The following is a 14543-nucleotide window of genomic DNA, read 5'->3' on the forward strand; positions in this document are numbered from 1 at the left end:
CCGCCCCGACCGGCTCAGGTCAGCGCCGCCACCGGCACCCGCCGGAAGGTGATCGTCTCGTAGGCGCCGAAGTCGCCGGTCTCGTACAGCAGCCCCACGGTGTCCTGGTCGACGCGGACGAGGTCGGAGTAGGCGGCGGGCAGTCCGTCCACCGTGTGGGCCGGGCGCCAGGTGGTGCCGCCGTCGGTGGAGGCGCGGATCGTCATCAGGGCGCGGAAGCCGGGGTCGGCGGGGCCGGAGTACAGCAGGAGGTCGGGGTCGCGGAGCTGGAGGACGCTCGCCTGGCACACGGGCGCGGACAGGCCCGCCTGCGGACGGAAGGGCTTCACCAGGGTCTGCCCGCCGTCGGCGGAGTGGGCGTCGGCGCGGGTGCCGGGTGAGGGGGAGTCGTTGCGGGTGTTGACGTAGACGCGCCCGTCGGGCAGTTCGGCGGCGGTGGTCTCGTTGGCGTTGATGTAGCCGTCGGGGTTGTCGTCGACGTAGCCGATCCGCCAGGTGGCGCCCGCGTCGTCGCTGAGCAGGCAGTGGCCGCCGTTGTACCTGCCCTCCGTGCCGGTGTCGGTGCCGGCGGGCGGCAGGGAGTGGTTGGCGGGGACGACGACCCGGCCGGTGCTCAGCTGGATCGCGTGGCCGGGGGTGGTGGCGTACCAGCGCCACTGCGGCTTCTTGGTCTCCTGGGTGATCTCCCGCGGCACGGACCACGTCAGGCCCTCGTCGTCGCTGTGCTGCACCCACACGCGGCGCCCGTCGGCCGCGCTCACCTCGCCGCGCCGGATGGCGTCCTCGGTGGCCGGGGCGGCGTTGCGCACGTGCACCAGCAGGACGCGGCCGGTGCCGAGGACGACGGGGGCCGGGTTGCCGGCGAGGGCGTCGCCGTTGCGCGCGGCGACCTGGAGCGGACCCCAGGTGCGGCCGCCGTCCGTGGAGCGCTTCAGCACGATGTCGATGTTCCCGAAGTCGTCCCGGGAGCCGACCCGGCCCTCGCAGAAGGCGAGCAGGGTGCCGCTGCGCGCGGCGACGACGGCGGGGATGCGGAAACTGGCGTATCCCTCCCGGCCGGCGCGGAAGGGGACGCTGGTCTCGGTCATCGGCGGGGCTCCTCCGGGCGTTCGACGACGGAATGCGTGACCGGGCCGCCTACCCAGGCCGGGCGAATGCGTGGTGAACTCCGCGTCACGATTGGCCGGTCGGGGCAGGATGCGTCCCCATGGACGCGGTACGGGTCGCACTGTTGCGGGAAGTGCTCGCCGGAACGGAGTGGCTGGGCGCCACCCGGCGGTTCGCCAGGGCGCTGCGCGGGTCGGTGGTGTCGCACGGGAGCGGGCTGCTGCTGGTCGGCACCCCCGCGTACGAGCCGTGGCACCTCGCGGCGCACCTGGTGGACGAGGCCGCGTGGTCGGGCACGCCGGAACTGGCCCCGACGCTGGTACGGCACGACGCGCGCCCTTCGGATCCGGCGCACCTGGCGGTGGGTCTCGGCCGGCTGGAGGCGGCCCGGCGGGGCGAGACGCTGCTGGTGGTGTCACCCGAGGGCCCTGCCGCTCCCCTGCTCGAACGGGTGTCGGACGCCCGCCGCGCCGGGGCGACGGTGCTGGCGCTGGGGCCCGACCGGGGCGAGCTGCCGGCCATGGCGCACGAGGCCCTGGCCGTCCCGGCCGGCTCGGAGCTGGACCTGGACACGGTCCAGCACCTGGTCAGCGCGGCGGCGGGCGAGAACGCGCTCCCGACCCCACGGGGGCGGCGCCGCTTCCGGGACCGGGTGGCCAGGCTGGCCGAACACCTGACCGCCCCACCGCCGGCCCGCTGGTAGCCGGGGTGGGCACCGGCACCCCGGACCGCACCGGCAGCCCGCCCACCCCGGACGAAGGCCGAAGCCCCACCGGCCACCCGCCGACAGCCGAGGCAGCCCGGCCCCAACGGATTGGGGCGGGCATCGAGCCCCCGTCGGCCCGCTGGAAGCCAGAGGTGGGCACCCCGAACCGCACCGACCACCCTCCGCAAGCCCCGGACGAAGGCCGAAGCCCTCACGGCCGGCCGCCGGCCGCCGCGCCGGCAGCCAGGGGGCGAGCCCCCGCCGCCCCCTGCCCGACGGACCCGGGCGGACATCGAGCCGCACCGCCGGCCCCCCGCCGGCCCGCCGCCGGGAGCATCGGCGGGCAACCGGACGTCACCTCGGCGTGCCAGCGGGCGCCGGTCTCAAGGATGCGGATCGCTCGCGGCGCCCCGGCGTGACGGACACCGCGGGCACACGGACGCCCGGGGCGGCTTCCGCCCCGGGCGTCCGTCGTGCGTCAGGTTTCCTCGCGGCCGCCCGCCGGGGCGTCGTGCCACTTGGGGTCGTTCTCCCACTGGAGGTTGCGTTCGCGGGCGGTCTCCATCGCGTGCTCGGCCTCGGTGCGGCTCGCGTACGGGCCGAAGCGGTCCTTGCCGGGGCAGTCCGGCCCCTCCTCGACCTTCTTGTGCTCCAGGCAGTAGTACCACTCGCCCGGCTTGCCGACCGTCCGCTTCTTGAACAGGGCCATGACCAGCTCCTCTCGCCACCGACATGTTCCCCCACAGCCGCTGGTTAGACTCGCTGGCATGTCTGGCCAGTCGCTGCTCGTCCCGGGGGAGCTGTCCCCCACCCGTTCCGTGCCCGGAAACATCCGCCGGCCCGAGTACGTCGGCAAGCCCGCGCCGACGCCGTACACCGGACCGGAGGTGCAGACGCCCGAGACGATCGAGGCGATGCGGCGCGCCGGCCGGATCGCCGCCCGGGCGATGGCGGAGGCCGCGAAGCTGATCGCCCCCGGGGTGACCACGGACGAGCTGGACAAGGTGGCGCACGAGTACATGTGCGACCACGGCGCCTACCCCTCCACGCTCGGCTACCGGGGCTTTCCCAAGTCGCTGTGCACCAGCGTCAACGAGGTCATCTGCCACGGCATCCCGGACTCCACCGTCCTGCGCGACGGCGACATCGTCAATCTGGACGTGACGGCGTACATCGGCGGCGTGCACGGCGACAACAACGCCACCTACCTCGTGGGGGACGTCGACGAGGAGTCCCGGCTGCTGGTGGAGCGGACGCGGGAGTCGCTGAACCGCGCGATCAAGGCGGTCAAGCCGGGCCGGCAGATCAACGTCATCGGCCGGGTCATCGAGTCGTACGCCAAGCGCTTCGGCTACGGGGTGGTGCGGGACTTCACGGGCCACGGCATCAACACGGCGTTCCACTCGGGCCTGATCATCCCGCATTACGACAGCCCGCACGCCACGACGGTGATGCAGCCCGGGATGACGTTCACGATCGAGCCGATGCTGACGCTCGGGACGCACGAGTACGACATGTGGGACGACGGCTGGACGGTCGTGACGAAGGACCGCAAGCGCACGGCCCAGTTCGAGCACACGCTGGTGGTGACGGACTCGGGCGCGGAGATCCTCACCCTGCCGTAGGGCTCCGCTTCCACCGTCCGGCGGCCCGCTCTCTCCCGAGGGCGGGCCTTTCTCGTGCCCGCACGGGTTTTTTCCGACAACGCGTCGGGAAGTTTACCGACAGCTGGTCGGCAAGACATTGACTTAGGTGAGCCTAACCAGGGAAAGTGAGCCCATGGAATCCTTCTCGACCCTCCTCCGGACCGCTTCCCGCGAGCAGCACGAGGAGGTCAGGGGCTCGACCTTCCTGAGCGACCTGCTGGGGCACAGACTGGGGATCGACGCGTTCGCGCGCTACACGGAGCAGCTGTGGTTCGTGTACCGGGCGCTGGAGTCCGCCGCGGAGCGGCTGGCCGGGGACCCGGTGGCGGGCCCCTTCATCCGCCCGGAGCTGTTCCGCACGGCGGCGCTGGAGCAGGACCTGGAGTACCTGCGCGGCCCCGGCTGGCGCTCGGCGGCCGGGGCGCTGCCGGCCACGCTGGAGTACGCCGGTCGGATCACCGAGTGCGCCCGCGACTGGCCGGCCGGTTACATCGCCCACCACTACACCCGCTACCTCGGCGACCTCTCCGGCGGGCAGATCATCCGCGACACGGCCGAGAAGACGTGGGGCTTGCCCAAGAAGGGCGACGGGGTCCGCTTCTACGTCTTCGAGCAGATCCCCAACCCGGCCGCCTTCAAGCGCGGCTACGGGGAGCTGCTGGACGCCGTGCCCGGGGACGAGCTGGAGCGGCAGCGGATCGTGGCCGAGTGCAAGCGGGCCTACGCGCTGAACAACGCGGTGTTCCAGGCGCTGGGCGAGGAGTTCCCGCTCTCGGCGTGAGCCGCGCGGGCACGCACCGGGGCCCCTCGCCGACTGCGAGGGGCCCCGGTGCCGGCTCGGCGGAGCCTCGGCCCTGTGCGGCCAGACGTCGAACACGTCGTTGCGGCAGAGGGCGCCGCCATCTTCGATCTCGGCGGTCTCGGCCTCGATCTCGTAGAAGTACGGGCTGCACGCCACGTGATGGCGGTCGCGGTAGTCCCGGCCGTCGTCGTCGTTGGTGGCGGCGGTCGCCACACCGGTGGCGGTGACGGCGACGGTCAAGGGCGGCCTGCGGCCAGAGCGGATCGAGTGCGCATGAGATACCTCTCGCGGTGGTGCTCGGTCACGCTCAGAGGTCCCCGTTCGCCGCCGCGCACACCCACGCTGTTCCACCCGTACGCCGCGCGCCACCCGGGTCAGCGTTCCAGACGCACCCGGCCGCCGACCTCGGTCCAGCCGCCCGGCTGGGGTGCGGTGAGGATCTGCGAGCCCGCCCCCTGGGTGATGTTGAGGGCCCGGCCCAGCCGGTCCGTGAGCAGCAGGGCCGCGGCCCCGGTCGCCTCGTCCTCGTCGATGCCGTCCCCCCGGCCGGGGAAGCCCCGGGCCCGGACCCGCCCGGCGGGCTCGTCCTCCCACGCCCAGGCGTACACCCACTCCCCCGGCGGCGGCACGGTCAGGTCGTCGACCTCGGCGGCGCTGCCGTACTGCCGCAGGGTGCGCGGCGGCGCCCAGTCCGCCCGTGCCTCGATCCAGCAGAACTCCCCGTCCTGCCGGGCCCCGACCACCCCGGCGGGCGTCACGAGCTCGGGCACGTCGAGCAGCCAGGCCGTGCCGACGCAGGGGTGCCCGGCGAACGGCAGGCGTGAAGCCGGCGTGTAGATGTCGATCACGCCCCGCTCGGGGTCGTCGACGAACACGGTCTCGCTGAACCCGAGCTTCGCGGCGAACGCCTGACGGTCCTCCGGCCCGGGCAGTTCGGACCCGTCGCGCACGACACCGAGCTCGTTGCCGTATCCACCGTTCGGCCCGCAGAAGACGCGGAGCACGTCGTAGTCAGTCACGAGGGCATTCAAGCACCGGCGGGACACCCGGCCGCGCACCGCCCGGCACGAGGCCTGACCCCTCGCGGCGGGTGTCCTGGCGTACGGCGTCCACGACCGGCGGGAGGCCGACTTGGCCCTCTTCCTCGCCCCGGCCAGAACCCGGCCGGAACCGGTGGGCGGCCGGGCCTGAAGCACCACCACCCACCCCGGCCCGGCCGCCGGAGGCACCCGGTAGGGTTCGCCTCCGGAAAGGGGAAGGTGAAGGAACCCGATGAGCAGGGATCGCGACCCTCGAACGCTCCGCAGGCCCGCCCGGAGCGCCCTCATAGCAACGTCGGTGACCGCTTTGTCACTGACGGCCGGCGGCTGCGTCGTCGTGCACGGCGAACGGGAGGTCCTCCCGTCCGCCACCCGAGCCGAAGCCGCCGAGGCCCTCCAGCAGTTCACGGCCGCGTACAACGAGGCCGACAAAGCCTACGACCCCGCCCTCGACGCCGACCACACCACCGGCGCCCTCGCCGACATCGACTCGGCCCGGCTGAAGGCCGGCAGGGCGAACAACCCGGACGGCAACCCGAACCACACCCCCCTGAAGCTGACGGACGCGAAGTTCACCATCCCGAAGAAGGCCGGCTGGCCCCGCTGGTTCCTCGTCGACGCCGCCGGCAACAAGGGCGGCAGCGCCCGCTGGCTGCTCGTGTTCACCCGCAGCAGCCTCGACGCCCCGTTCCAGGTCGCGTACCTGACGCTCGTCGCCCCCGGCAAGGTCCCGGAGTTCAAGAGGGACGCGGACGGCTGGGCCGAGTCCGTCCCGGTGGACGCAGCCGGTCTGGCCGCCGCGCCGGGCGAGTTGAGCCGGAGCTACGCCACGTACCTGAAGGACGGCGGAGCGGCCTTCGCGGACGGCCCGCACACCACCCAGTGGCGCGCCCTGCGCCAGAAGAACGCCAAGAAGCCGGGCCTGGTCACCCAGTACCTCGACGAACCGCTGACGAACGGCGACTACGCGCCGCTGGCCCTGCGCACGACGGACGGCGGAGCGCTGGTGTTCTTCACCACCCGCCACTACGAGAAGCAGACGGCCGCCGCGGGCACGTCGGTCCCCGTCCCGAACAAGGACGTGCTGGCCCTGACGAAGGGCGAGATCAAGCAGTCCCTCACGATGGAGTTCGTCTCCAACGAGGTGGCGCTGGACCCCAGGGGGCCGGGCAAGGTGACCATCCTGGGCAGGATCCAGGGCCTGACGTCGGGGGAGGGCTCGTAGCGGACGGGGCGCGGGGGGCGCTCAGTGCCGCAGGGGCCAGGCCGCCCGCTGGTCGGTGTCCTCACCGGCGTAGCGCGCGCAGACCTCGGTGAGCACCTCCAGCAGGCTCAGCGGATCCGGCAGGGCGTGCTCGGGCCCGCGCACCCACCGCACCGACTGGTCGTCACCGGGCAGCCGCGCCGGCGGTACGAGGACGTAGGAACCGCGGCAGTGCCAGCGCAGCCCGGGGTGTTCGTCCATCGTCTCGGGGTGGCAGTCCAGCTCGCACGGCCACCACTCGTCCTCGTCCTCGGGCGTGCCGCGCGTGAGCGTGAAGAAGAGCATGCGCCCGTCGTCGCTCTCGGCGACCGGCCCGACCTCGACGCCCTCGGACAGCAGCCGCTCCAACGCGACGCGACCGGCGTCGAGGGGCACGTCGAGGACGTCGTGCACCATGCCGGTCGCGGTGATGAAGTTGGCCTGCGGCTGGTGGCGGGCCCAGCGCTCGATCTGGCCGCGGTCGGTGGTGGACTGCGTCTGCCAGGCGAAGGACACCGGGTGCCGGGCCGGGGTGGGACAGCCGACGCGGTCGCAGGAGCAGCGGTACCCGGCCGGGTGGGCGGCGGGCGCGAGTGGCAGTCCCGCGCCGGCGGCGGCGAGCAGCAGGGCCTCACGGCCGCCGTCACCGGCGGTCTCCTTGGGCCGGCGCCCCGCGCGCAGCCACTGGGTGAGTTTGCCCTGCAGGCCGGTCCGGCCGCCGAACTCCGCGCTCATCTATCCCCTCGCCTCGCCGTCGTGCGGAACAGCATGCCCTATGCTCCCATCTTCCGGCGCACCGGGGGGCCAGTGCCCACATCCGGGGCATGAGGGCCGAGACGTGGACCGGTGGGTGGAGACACGGACCGGTGGGGCGAGACGCGCACTGGTGGGCGAGGCATATGCCACGGGATGAAAGGGTGTCCGGTACGGCCATCGGGTGTCATTGCCCGCTTTGCCAGGACATGGCGTCCTACCGTGGTCGCCATGGTCACAAGCATCGCGCTGACGGCCCTGGCCACCGCGGCGTCCGTGGTCTCGTTCGCCCTCACCGGGCCCGGCGGCCGCGCCCCGGCCCCGCTGGAGTGGGGCGCCGGCCCGCTGACCGTGGCGGCGCTCCCCCGGATCACCTACGTCGCCCACCGCGGCGGCGCCCGCGAGGTCCCGGAGAACAGCATGACGGGCCTGATGGCGGCCTACGCGCGCGGTACGGCGCAGGTGCTGGACTTCGACACCCGGCTGCTGCGCGACGGCACCCCCGTGGTGTTCCACGACGAGACCCTGAACCGCACGACCTACCTGGGCGGCGCGGTGCGCGGCCTCGACGCGCGGGAGTGGCGGGGCGTACGGCTGCGCCCGAAGGACCGGCTGCCCGGGAGCTGGCGGTCGGAGCGGCCGCCGACGGTCGCCGAGGTGCTGGACCGTTTCGGCGGCCGGATCGTGCTGATGCTGGAGGCGAAGGACCCGCGGGGCCTGGACCGGCTCGCGGCGCTGATCCGGGCCCGGGGACTGACCCGCTCGGTGTTCGTCAACTCCAACGACCCCGAGGTGGCCCGGCGCGTGCACCGCCTCGGCCTGCTCGCGCAGGTGTGGCGCTCGGCGGAGCAGTTGCGCACGGACCGCCCCGAGCGCTGGCGGTCGTACGTCGATCTGCTGGACGTGGACCACCGGGCGCGTGACGCGGACCTGCTGCGGGCGGTGCGGTCGGGGATCCCGCGGGTGTGGGCGCACACGGTGGTGACGGACGCGCAGCGGGACCGGGTGCTGGCGCTGGGCTGCGACGGGGTGATCACGGACGCGCCGGGGCGCCTCGCCCGGACCGCTCAGCGGGGTGCGAGGCCCTGGAGGGCGTAGTCGACCAGGGTGTCGGTGTACTCGTGGGAGATCGGGCCGGTGCGCTGGAGCCAGCGCTGGGCGAGCGGGGAGATGAAGAATTCCAGGGCGATGCGCAGGTCGATGCCCGCGCGGATCTGCCCGGCGGCCTGCGCGGCGCGCAGCCGTTCGGTGTAGAGGTCGAGCGAGGGCTGCATCAGCTTGGCCACGAGCTCGCGCCCGAGCTGTTCGTCGACGACGCCCTCGGCGGCCAGCGCGCGCGACGGCGCCTCGAAGCGGGGGTCGCGCAGTTCGTCGACCGTGGCCCGCAGGACGGCCTTGAGGTCCGCCGCGACGTCCCCGGTGTCCGGGAAGGCGTACGACAGCGGCTCGGCCGCCGCCTCCCGCTGGGACCGTTCGGCCAGGTCGAGGAAGGCCTCCATCAGCACGTCCGCCTTCGACGACCACCACCGGTAGATCGTCTGCTTCCCGACGCCGGCGCGGGCGGCGATCCCCTCGATGGTGGTCTTGGGGTAGCCGACCTCGACGACGAGGGCGAGCGCGGCGTCGTAGATGGCGCGACGGGACCTCTCGCTGCGCCGGGTGGAGTCGGGGGCGGACTTGCCGGGAGCGGACTGGGCTGGCTTCTGGGCGGTCATGCGTCGAATTTACCAGGTTGACAAGACGGAGCGTCTCGCGGAAAGTGGGAACGTCGTTGCGAGACGAACCGTCTCGTTCCAAGGTGTGAGAGAGGAGCCCGCCATGGCCCGAGGTGGAGCCGGAAACATGCTGGGAGTCGGCGGATCGCGCAAGAACCTCGGCCGCGAGGCCCTGCGGGGCGGGGGCCGGGGCGGCCGGGTCGGCGGCGGCCTCGATCCGCGGGCCCAGAAGCGCGAACTGCTGCGCAAGCTCCAGGAGAAACGGCAGCAGCGGCGACAGGAGGGCGGCACGACCCGGAACTCCTCGTGACCCTCCCCCGCCCGGGGGAGAGAGCCCCCTCGCGCGCGGGATCCTCCCGGGGCGTCCGGCGGATGTACTGAGGCGGTCGCGGCAGCGCGACCGCCACCAGCCACCACGGACACCCGGGAGGGACCTCCATGCGCATGTGGACGAGACGCAGGATGCTCACGGCGGCCGTCACGACGGCGGGCCTCACCGCCTCGGCGGCGGCACCGGCGCGTGCGGCACACACCGGGCACGCCGGGCGGTCCGGGCGCGGGCGCGCCGGGCACGATGACGTCGCGGACGCCCTGCGCTCACTGCCCGGGCTGCGTCTGGTCGAGGAGCGGCAGGACGCCGGAGCCGGCTACCGGCACTTCGTCCTGGGCCTGCGCCAGCCGGTCGACCACACGGACCCCGCGGCCGGCACCTTCGAGCAGCGCCTCACCCTGCTCCACCGGGCCGCGGAACGCCCCACGGTGCTGTTCAGCACCGGCTACCACGCGGTCCTCACCCCCCGCCGGACCGAACCGGCGATCCTGCTGGACGCCAACCAGCTCCAGGTCGAGCACCGCTACTTCGGCACCTCGCTCCCCGCCGGGCGACCCGGCTACGCCCACCTCACGATCCGCCAGGCCGCCGACGACCACCACCGCGTCGTCCGCCTCTTCCGCCGGCTCTACCCCGGCGCGTGGCTCTCCACCGGCGGCAGCAAGGGCGGCATGGCCACCGTCTACCACCGCCGCTTCCACCCCCGGGACGTGGACGGCACGGTGGTCTACTCGGCGCCGAACAACACCGACGACCGCGACGACTCCGCCTACCTCCGCTTCCTGGAGACGGTCGGCACCGCTCCCGCCCGCGAGGCCGTCAGGACCGCCCAGCGGCAGATGCTGCTGCGCCGGGCCGAGCTGGTCGCCCGCTACGAGGCCTGGGCGTCCGCCGCGGGCGACACCTTCCGCATCGTCGGCAGCGCCGACCGGGCCTTCGAAGTGGCCGTGCTGCGCGTGCCGTTCATGTTCTGGCAGCGTGCGACGCCGGCCGACCCGGCCGCGGTCCCCGGCCCGGAGGCGACGGCCGACGAGCTGTACGCGTGGCTGGACGCGTGGGCCGGACTGCCCCTGTACGCCGACACGGCGGCCCGGCGGTACGTCCCGTACTGGTACCAGATCGGCACGCAGCTCGGGTACGGCGACGTCCCCACCGGCCACCTGGCGGACCTGCTGCGCCACCCCGGCGGCATCGAGGCGCGCACCTTCGTCCCCCGGGACGTCCCGATGGTCTTCGACAGCGCGGCCATGCCGGACATCGACCGCTGGGTCCGCCGCCGCGGCAGCCGGCTGCTGTTCGTCAACGGCGCCCAGGACCCGTCGGTCGCCGAGCATTTCCGGTCCTCGGGCTCCGGCTCACGGACGCTGTGGGTGCCGGGCGGCAATCACAGCGTCGGCATCGCGGACCTGTCCCCCGCCGACCGGGCGTGGGCGGAGGACGCGCTGCACCGCTGGGCCGGCCGGGCGTAGCCCCCTCGGCCGGGCCGGGGACGGATCACTCGGCGGGGCCGGAGGGCGGCCAGGGGTCTCCCCAGTCGGCGTCGCGGGCCGCCTTGTAGAGGTCGCCGTGGCGTTTGGTCACGGTGGCGCGGCGCAGCGACGGCTCCGTCTCGCACAGGTCCAGCAGGACCTGTCCCTTGCGGATCTGGGGGCGCCGCACGACACGGGAGGGCGCGGGTGCGACGGGGAAGCGGGCGGCGGCGACGTAGCTGAACTTCTCGTCCTCGTAGGCGAGGGAGCCGCCCTTGACCTGGCGGTGCAGGGAGGAACGGCTCACGCGGGCGGAGAAGTGGCACCAGTCCGTGCCCGGGGCGATGGGGCAGGCGGCGCTGTGCGGACACGGGGCGGCGATGTGGAACCCGGCGCCGATCAGGCGGTCGCGGGCCTCGATGACACGGGCGTAGCCGTCGGGGGTGCCGGGTTCGACGATCACGACGGCCCGGGCGGCGGCCGCGGCGGCGTCGACGAGGGCGGTGCGGTCGGGGGCGGTCAGCTCGTTGAGGACGTACGAGACGGTGACGAGATCGGTGCTCTCCAGGGAGAGCGCCGCTCCGATCCGGGAGCGCTGCCAGCGGACGTCACGCAAGGCCGGCTGGGCCGCGGCGATCTCCCGGCCGAGGGAGAGGGCCGGCTCGGCCCAGTCGAGCACGGTGACGGGCCGCTCGCCCGCCCAGGTCGCGCTGACGGCCCAGGCCGCCGCGCCCGTGCCGCCGCCGACGTCGGTGTGCGCACCGGGCACCCAGCCGGGCGCGGCCTCGGCGAACGCCTCCAGCGCCGACCGCACCGCCTCGAAGGTCGCGGGCATCCGGTAGGCGGCGTAGGCGGCGACGTCGGCCCGGTCCCGCAGGATCGGCGCGTCGGTCGGGGTGGCCCCCCGGTAGGTGCTGATCAGCCGCTCCACGGCCTGCGCGGCCTGCCGGGGCGGCAGCCCGTCGAGCAGACCGGCGAGGGCGGCGCGGAGAGACTCGGCCGGGGGTACGGGGGCGTTCACCCGGCGATTCTACGAGGGTCCCGACGCCGCCGGGCTCCACCGTCCGGCCCCGCCGGACCGCGCACGCGGCACGCCACGCAGCCCCTGGAACCCCTACCCGCGCCGCGTGGTCACGCCGGCGGCCTCTCCGCCTCCGCCATGAGCCCGCCCGGCCAGGTCACCGCAGTCGCCATATGCACCACCATGGCCATCTGCGCCGCGGCCGCGCTGGCCGTACTCCATGCCCGCCGTACGTGACACACCCGTACCACTCCCCCCTCACCTCCCCCGCACAGCCCGAGCCACCCGGGACCCCGCCGCCGCCCTCGGGGCGTTGTCCGGACGGCGGCGGCGGGGGTGGACCGCGTTCGTCAGGAGGATCAGGAACGTGTCCGTCGACGGGTCCAGGACCAGGGACGTGCCCGTGAAGCCCGTGTGGCCCGCCGCGCCGCGGCCCGCGAGGTCGCCCATGAACCAGGGCTGGTCGAGGGTGAAGCCGAGTCCCGGTGGGGTGAGGAGGAGTTCGACGAAGTCGGGGCCGAGGATGCGGGCGGGGCCGTAGGAGCCGCCGGCCAGGAGGGCGCGGCAGAAGACCGCGAGGTCGCGGCCCGTGGAGAAGAGCCCGGCGTGGCCCGCCACTCCGCCGAGCGCCCAGGCGTTCTCGTCGTGGACCTCGCCCCGCAGCATCCCGCGGTCCGCCTTGGCCCAGGGCCGCCGCTGGTCCTCCGTCGCCGCCGCGCCCGGGCACGGCCCGAAGTCCGTCGCCGCCATGCCGAGCGGCCGGGTGATGCCGTCGTGCACGAGGACGTCCAGGGTGCGGCCGGTCAGGCGTTCCAGGACGTGCTGGAGGAGCAGCATGTTGAGGTCGGAGTAGCGGTACGTGCCGGGCGCCGCGACCGGGGCCTCCGACCGGAGGGCCGCGAGGCGTCCGGCGTCGTCGGCGCAGTCGTGGAGCGGGAGTTCGGGGCGCAGCCCGGAGGTGTGGGTGAGGAGCTGGCGGACGGTGATGCCGTGCCGGACCGCCGCCGTGAAGTCGGGCAGGTACGCGCCGACCTTCGCGTCGATGCCGAGCGTGCCGCGCTCGATCTGCTGCACGGCGGCGACCGAGGTGAACAGCTTGGTGAGGGACGCCAGGTCGAAGGGTGTGGCGACGGTCATCGGGACCCGGTCCTCGGGAGGCAGTTCCACACCCGCGTCGGTGGTCTCGTCGTAGGCCGCGTAGCGCACCGCCCAGCCCGCCGCCTCCTCGACCGCGATGAACGGGCCGCGTCCCACCACCAGTACCGCACCCGGTGCCCAGGGGCGCCGTCCGGTGGTGAGGACGTGGACCTCCCGGACGAGGTGACGCAGTTCCGCGGGGTCGAGTCCGGCCCGTTCCGGCGTGCCGTCGCGCAGTCTCGGTGCGCTCAGCTGTCCGCTCCCTCCACACTCGCGCGGGCCCTCCAGGGTCGGCACATTCCCACGAAGCAGGCCAGTGCCACCAGTGCGGCGGCCAGTTGGACGACGGCCATCGGGAGGGCGGTGTCCTCACCGGCCACCCCGACCAGCGGGGAGGCGATCGCCCCGATGAGGAAGGACGACGTGCCGAGCAGGGCGGAGGCGGAGCCCGCGGCGTGCCTGGTGCGCATCAGGGCGAGCGCCTGGGTGTTGGGCAGGGTGATGCCCATCGCGGACATCAGGACGAACAGCGCCGCGGCCACGGGCGCGAGCCCGACCTCGCCGAAGACGCCCAGGGACATCAGCAGCAGCGCGGTCGCGGCGGCGATGACGACCGCCAGGCCGATGCCGAGCACCCGGTCGAGGCTGACCCGGCCGACGAGGACCTTGCCGTTGATCTGGCCGACGACGACCAGCCCGACGGAGTTGACGCCGAACAGCAGGCTGAACATCTGCGGGGAGGCGCCGTGGATCTCCTGGATCACGAAGGGGGACGCCGAGATGTAGGCGAAGAGCGCGGCGAAGGCGAAGCCGCCGGTGAGCATGTAGCCGGTGAAGGCGCGGTCGGCGAGCAGGGTGCGCATGGCGCGCAGGGCCTCGCCGACGCCGCCGCTGTGCCGTTCGGCGGGCGGCAGGGTCTCGGGGAGCCTCGCCCAGACCAGGACGCCGATGAGGACGCCGACGACCGTGAGGACGGCGAACACGCCCCGCCAGTCCGTCACGCGCAGCACCTGGCCGCCGATCAGCGGCGCCACGACGGGCGCGACCCCGGAGATCAGCATGAGGGTGGAGAAGAAGCGGGCCATGGCCATGCCGTCGTAGAGGTCGCGCACGACGGCCCGGGCGATGACGATCGCGGCGGCGCCCGCGAGGCCCTGGGCCAGCCGGAAGGCGACGAGGAGTTCGACGGTGGGCGCCAGCGCGCACAGGACGGTGGCGACGACGAAGACGGCGAGCCCGGCGAGCAGCGGGCGGCGGCGCCCCCAGCGGTCGCTCATGGGCCCGACGACGAGCTGCCCGAGGGCCATGCCGGCGAGGCAGGCGGTGAGGGTGAGCTGCACGGTCGCGGCGGGCGCGTGCAGGGAGCGGGTGACCTCCGGCAGGGACGGGAGGTACATGTCCATCGCCAGGGGCGGTACGGCGGTCAGGCTTCCCAGGAGGAAGGTGACCAGGAGTCCGGTGCGGCGCTGCGGTGTGAGGTCGGGGGTTTCCGTCCCGGTCGCGGCCCCCTGCGCGGTGTTCGATATGGACGCCCCACCCTCGGGCATGAGTCCCTCCCTTTTCGAGTCGATCG

At 74.0% G+C, this 14543-nt stretch carries 15 protein-coding genes; 7 read left to right on the forward strand and 8 right to left on the reverse strand.

All coding sequences use genetic code 11. The features are described from left to right. Window positions 1–14: 14 nt before the first annotated feature. Window positions 15–1088 carry a sialidase family protein gene (locus AC07DA_RS10725; protein ID WP_479126574.1) on the reverse strand — a complete coding sequence of 358 codons (1074 nt, stop codon included), beginning with the start codon at window positions 1086–1088 and terminating at the stop codon, window positions 15–17. 119 nt (window positions 1089–1207) lie between these two features. Here AC07DA_RS10725 and AC07DA_RS10730 point away from each other — a divergent pair, with 119 nt between their 5' ends. Next, window positions 1208–1810, forward strand: a complete 603-nt coding sequence (locus AC07DA_RS10730) for a hypothetical protein (RefSeq protein WP_479126576.1) — start codon at window positions 1208–1210, stop codon at window positions 1808–1810. A 481-nt stretch (window positions 1811–2291) separates the two neighbouring features. Here AC07DA_RS10730 and AC07DA_RS10735 read toward each other — a convergent pair whose 3' ends face one another. Further along, window positions 2292–2522 carry a hypothetical protein gene (locus AC07DA_RS10735; RefSeq protein WP_479126578.1) on the reverse strand — a complete coding sequence of 77 codons (231 nt, stop codon included), beginning with the start codon at window positions 2520–2522 and terminating at the stop codon, window positions 2292–2294. A gap of 58 nt (window positions 2523–2580) precedes the next feature. On the opposite strand from AC07DA_RS10735, the gene map reads away from it, so the two are divergent. Beyond that, window positions 2581–3438, forward strand: a complete 858-nt coding sequence (map, locus tag AC07DA_RS10740) for a type I methionyl aminopeptidase (RefSeq protein ID WP_479126580.1) — start codon at window positions 2581–2583, stop codon at window positions 3436–3438. A gap of 154 nt (window positions 3439–3592) precedes the next feature. Continuing rightward, window positions 3593–4240: a biliverdin-producing heme oxygenase gene (locus tag AC07DA_RS10745; protein ID WP_479126582.1), complete on the forward strand. Its 648-nt coding sequence runs from the start codon at window positions 3593–3595 to the stop codon at window positions 4238–4240. 395 nt (window positions 4241–4635) lie between these two features. On the opposite strand, the gene AC07DA_RS10750 is transcribed toward AC07DA_RS10745, so the two are convergent. Continuing rightward, complete coding sequence (locus AC07DA_RS10750; RefSeq protein WP_479126584.1) at window positions 4636–5280, reverse strand: PhzF family phenazine biosynthesis protein; 645 nt, start codon at window positions 5278–5280, stop codon at window positions 4636–4638. 253 nt (window positions 5281–5533) lie between these two features. Between AC07DA_RS10750 and AC07DA_RS10755 the strand changes: the two genes are divergently transcribed. Then, window positions 5534–6526 (forward strand): SCO2278 family lipoprotein, encoded by a 993-nt coding sequence (locus tag AC07DA_RS10755; protein ID WP_479126586.1) that lies wholly within the window; start codon window positions 5534–5536, stop codon window positions 6524–6526. Window positions 6527–6547: 21 nt separating this feature from the next. Here the strand turns inward: AC07DA_RS10755 and AC07DA_RS10760 are convergent, their stop codons facing one another. Further along, window positions 6548–7279 carry a bifunctional DNA primase/polymerase gene (locus AC07DA_RS10760; RefSeq protein ID WP_479126588.1) on the reverse strand — a complete coding sequence of 244 codons (732 nt, stop codon included), beginning with the start codon at window positions 7277–7279 and terminating at the stop codon, window positions 6548–6550. Window positions 7280–7528: 249 nt separating this feature from the next. Between AC07DA_RS10760 and AC07DA_RS10765 the strand changes: the two genes are divergently transcribed. Continuing rightward, window positions 7529–8395 (forward strand): glycerophosphodiester phosphodiesterase, encoded by an 867-nt coding sequence (locus AC07DA_RS10765; RefSeq protein WP_479126590.1) that lies wholly within the window; start codon window positions 7529–7531, stop codon window positions 8393–8395. Here AC07DA_RS10765 and AC07DA_RS10770 read toward each other — a convergent pair. Further along, on the reverse strand, window positions 8365–9012 hold the full coding sequence (locus AC07DA_RS10770; protein ID WP_479126592.1) for a TetR/AcrR family transcriptional regulator: 648 nt from the start codon (window positions 9010–9012) through the stop codon (window positions 8365–8367). The two genes, AC07DA_RS10765 and AC07DA_RS10770, sit on opposite strands and share 31 nt — an antisense overlap. A 103-nt stretch (window positions 9013–9115) precedes the next feature. Between AC07DA_RS10770 and AC07DA_RS10775 the strand changes: the two genes are divergently transcribed. Beyond that, entirely contained in the window at window positions 9116–9322 is a 207-nt protein-coding gene (locus AC07DA_RS10775; protein WP_479126594.1) for a DUF6243 family protein, read from the forward strand. A 128-nt stretch (window positions 9323–9450) separates the two neighbouring features. Further along, window positions 9451–10812 carry a S28 family serine protease gene (locus AC07DA_RS10780; protein ID WP_479126596.1) on the forward strand — a complete coding sequence of 454 codons (1362 nt, stop codon included), beginning with the start codon at window positions 9451–9453 and terminating at the stop codon, window positions 10810–10812. Between the two features lie 25 nt (window positions 10813–10837). Here the strand turns inward: AC07DA_RS10780 and AC07DA_RS10785 are convergent, their stop codons facing one another. The 3 genes from AC07DA_RS10785 to AC07DA_RS10795 all read right to left on the reverse strand — a co-directional run bounded on the left by AC07DA_RS10785 (window position 10838) and on the right by AC07DA_RS10795 (window position 14517). Further along, window positions 10838–11833 (reverse strand): small ribosomal subunit Rsm22 family protein, encoded by a 996-nt coding sequence (locus AC07DA_RS10785; protein WP_479126598.1) that lies wholly within the window; start codon window positions 11831–11833, stop codon window positions 10838–10840. Window positions 11834–12091: 258 nt separating this feature from the next. Next, window positions 12092–13267 (reverse strand): serine hydrolase domain-containing protein, encoded by a 1176-nt coding sequence (locus tag AC07DA_RS10790; RefSeq protein ID WP_479126600.1) that lies wholly within the window; start codon window positions 13265–13267, stop codon window positions 12092–12094. Beyond that, window positions 13219–14517, reverse strand: a complete 1299-nt coding sequence (locus AC07DA_RS10795) for a multidrug effflux MFS transporter (RefSeq protein ID WP_479126602.1) — start codon at window positions 14515–14517, stop codon at window positions 13219–13221. Before AC07DA_RS10795 ends, AC07DA_RS10790 begins: the two co-directional genes overlap by 49 nt. Between the last annotated feature and the right edge of the window lie 26 nt (window positions 14518–14543).

This window comes from Streptomyces sp. NPDC044921 (assembly GCF_056432865.1).

Excerpts from the sequence above, each read along its gene's own strand:
- AC07DA_RS10795 (WP_479126602.1), bottom strand. The coding sequence starts at position 14,517 with ATGCCCGAGGGTGGGGCGTCCATATCGAACACCGCGCAGGGGGCCGCG.
- AC07DA_RS10775 (WP_479126594.1), top strand. The coding sequence starts at position 9,116 with ATGGCCCGAGGTGGAGCCGGAAACATGCTGGGAGTCGGCGGATCGCGC.
- AC07DA_RS10765 (WP_479126590.1), top strand. The coding sequence starts at position 7,529 with ATGGTCACAAGCATCGCGCTGACGGCCCTGGCCACCGCGGCGTCCGTG.
- AC07DA_RS10770 (WP_479126592.1), bottom strand. The coding sequence starts at position 9,012 with ATGACCGCCCAGAAGCCAGCCCAGTCCGCTCCCGGCAAGTCCGCCCCC.
- AC07DA_RS10735 (WP_479126578.1), bottom strand. The coding sequence starts at position 2,522 with ATGGCCCTGTTCAAGAAGCGGACGGTCGGCAAGCCGGGCGAGTGGTAC.
- AC07DA_RS10745 (WP_479126582.1), top strand. The coding sequence starts at position 3,593 with ATGGAATCCTTCTCGACCCTCCTCCGGACCGCTTCCCGCGAGCAGCAC.
- AC07DA_RS10760 (WP_479126588.1), bottom strand. The coding sequence starts at position 7,279 with ATGAGCGCGGAGTTCGGCGGCCGGACCGGCCTGCAGGGCAAACTCACC.
- map (WP_479126580.1), top strand. The coding sequence starts at position 2,581 with ATGTCTGGCCAGTCGCTGCTCGTCCCGGGGGAGCTGTCCCCCACCCGT.
- AC07DA_RS10725 (WP_479126574.1), bottom strand. The coding sequence starts at position 1,088 with ATGACCGAGACCAGCGTCCCCTTCCGCGCCGGCCGGGAGGGATACGCC.
- AC07DA_RS10780 (WP_479126596.1), top strand. The coding sequence starts at position 9,451 with ATGCGCATGTGGACGAGACGCAGGATGCTCACGGCGGCCGTCACGACG.
- AC07DA_RS10755 (WP_479126586.1), top strand. The coding sequence starts at position 5,534 with ATGAGCAGGGATCGCGACCCTCGAACGCTCCGCAGGCCCGCCCGGAGC.
- AC07DA_RS10730 (WP_479126576.1), top strand. The coding sequence starts at position 1,208 with ATGGACGCGGTACGGGTCGCACTGTTGCGGGAAGTGCTCGCCGGAACG.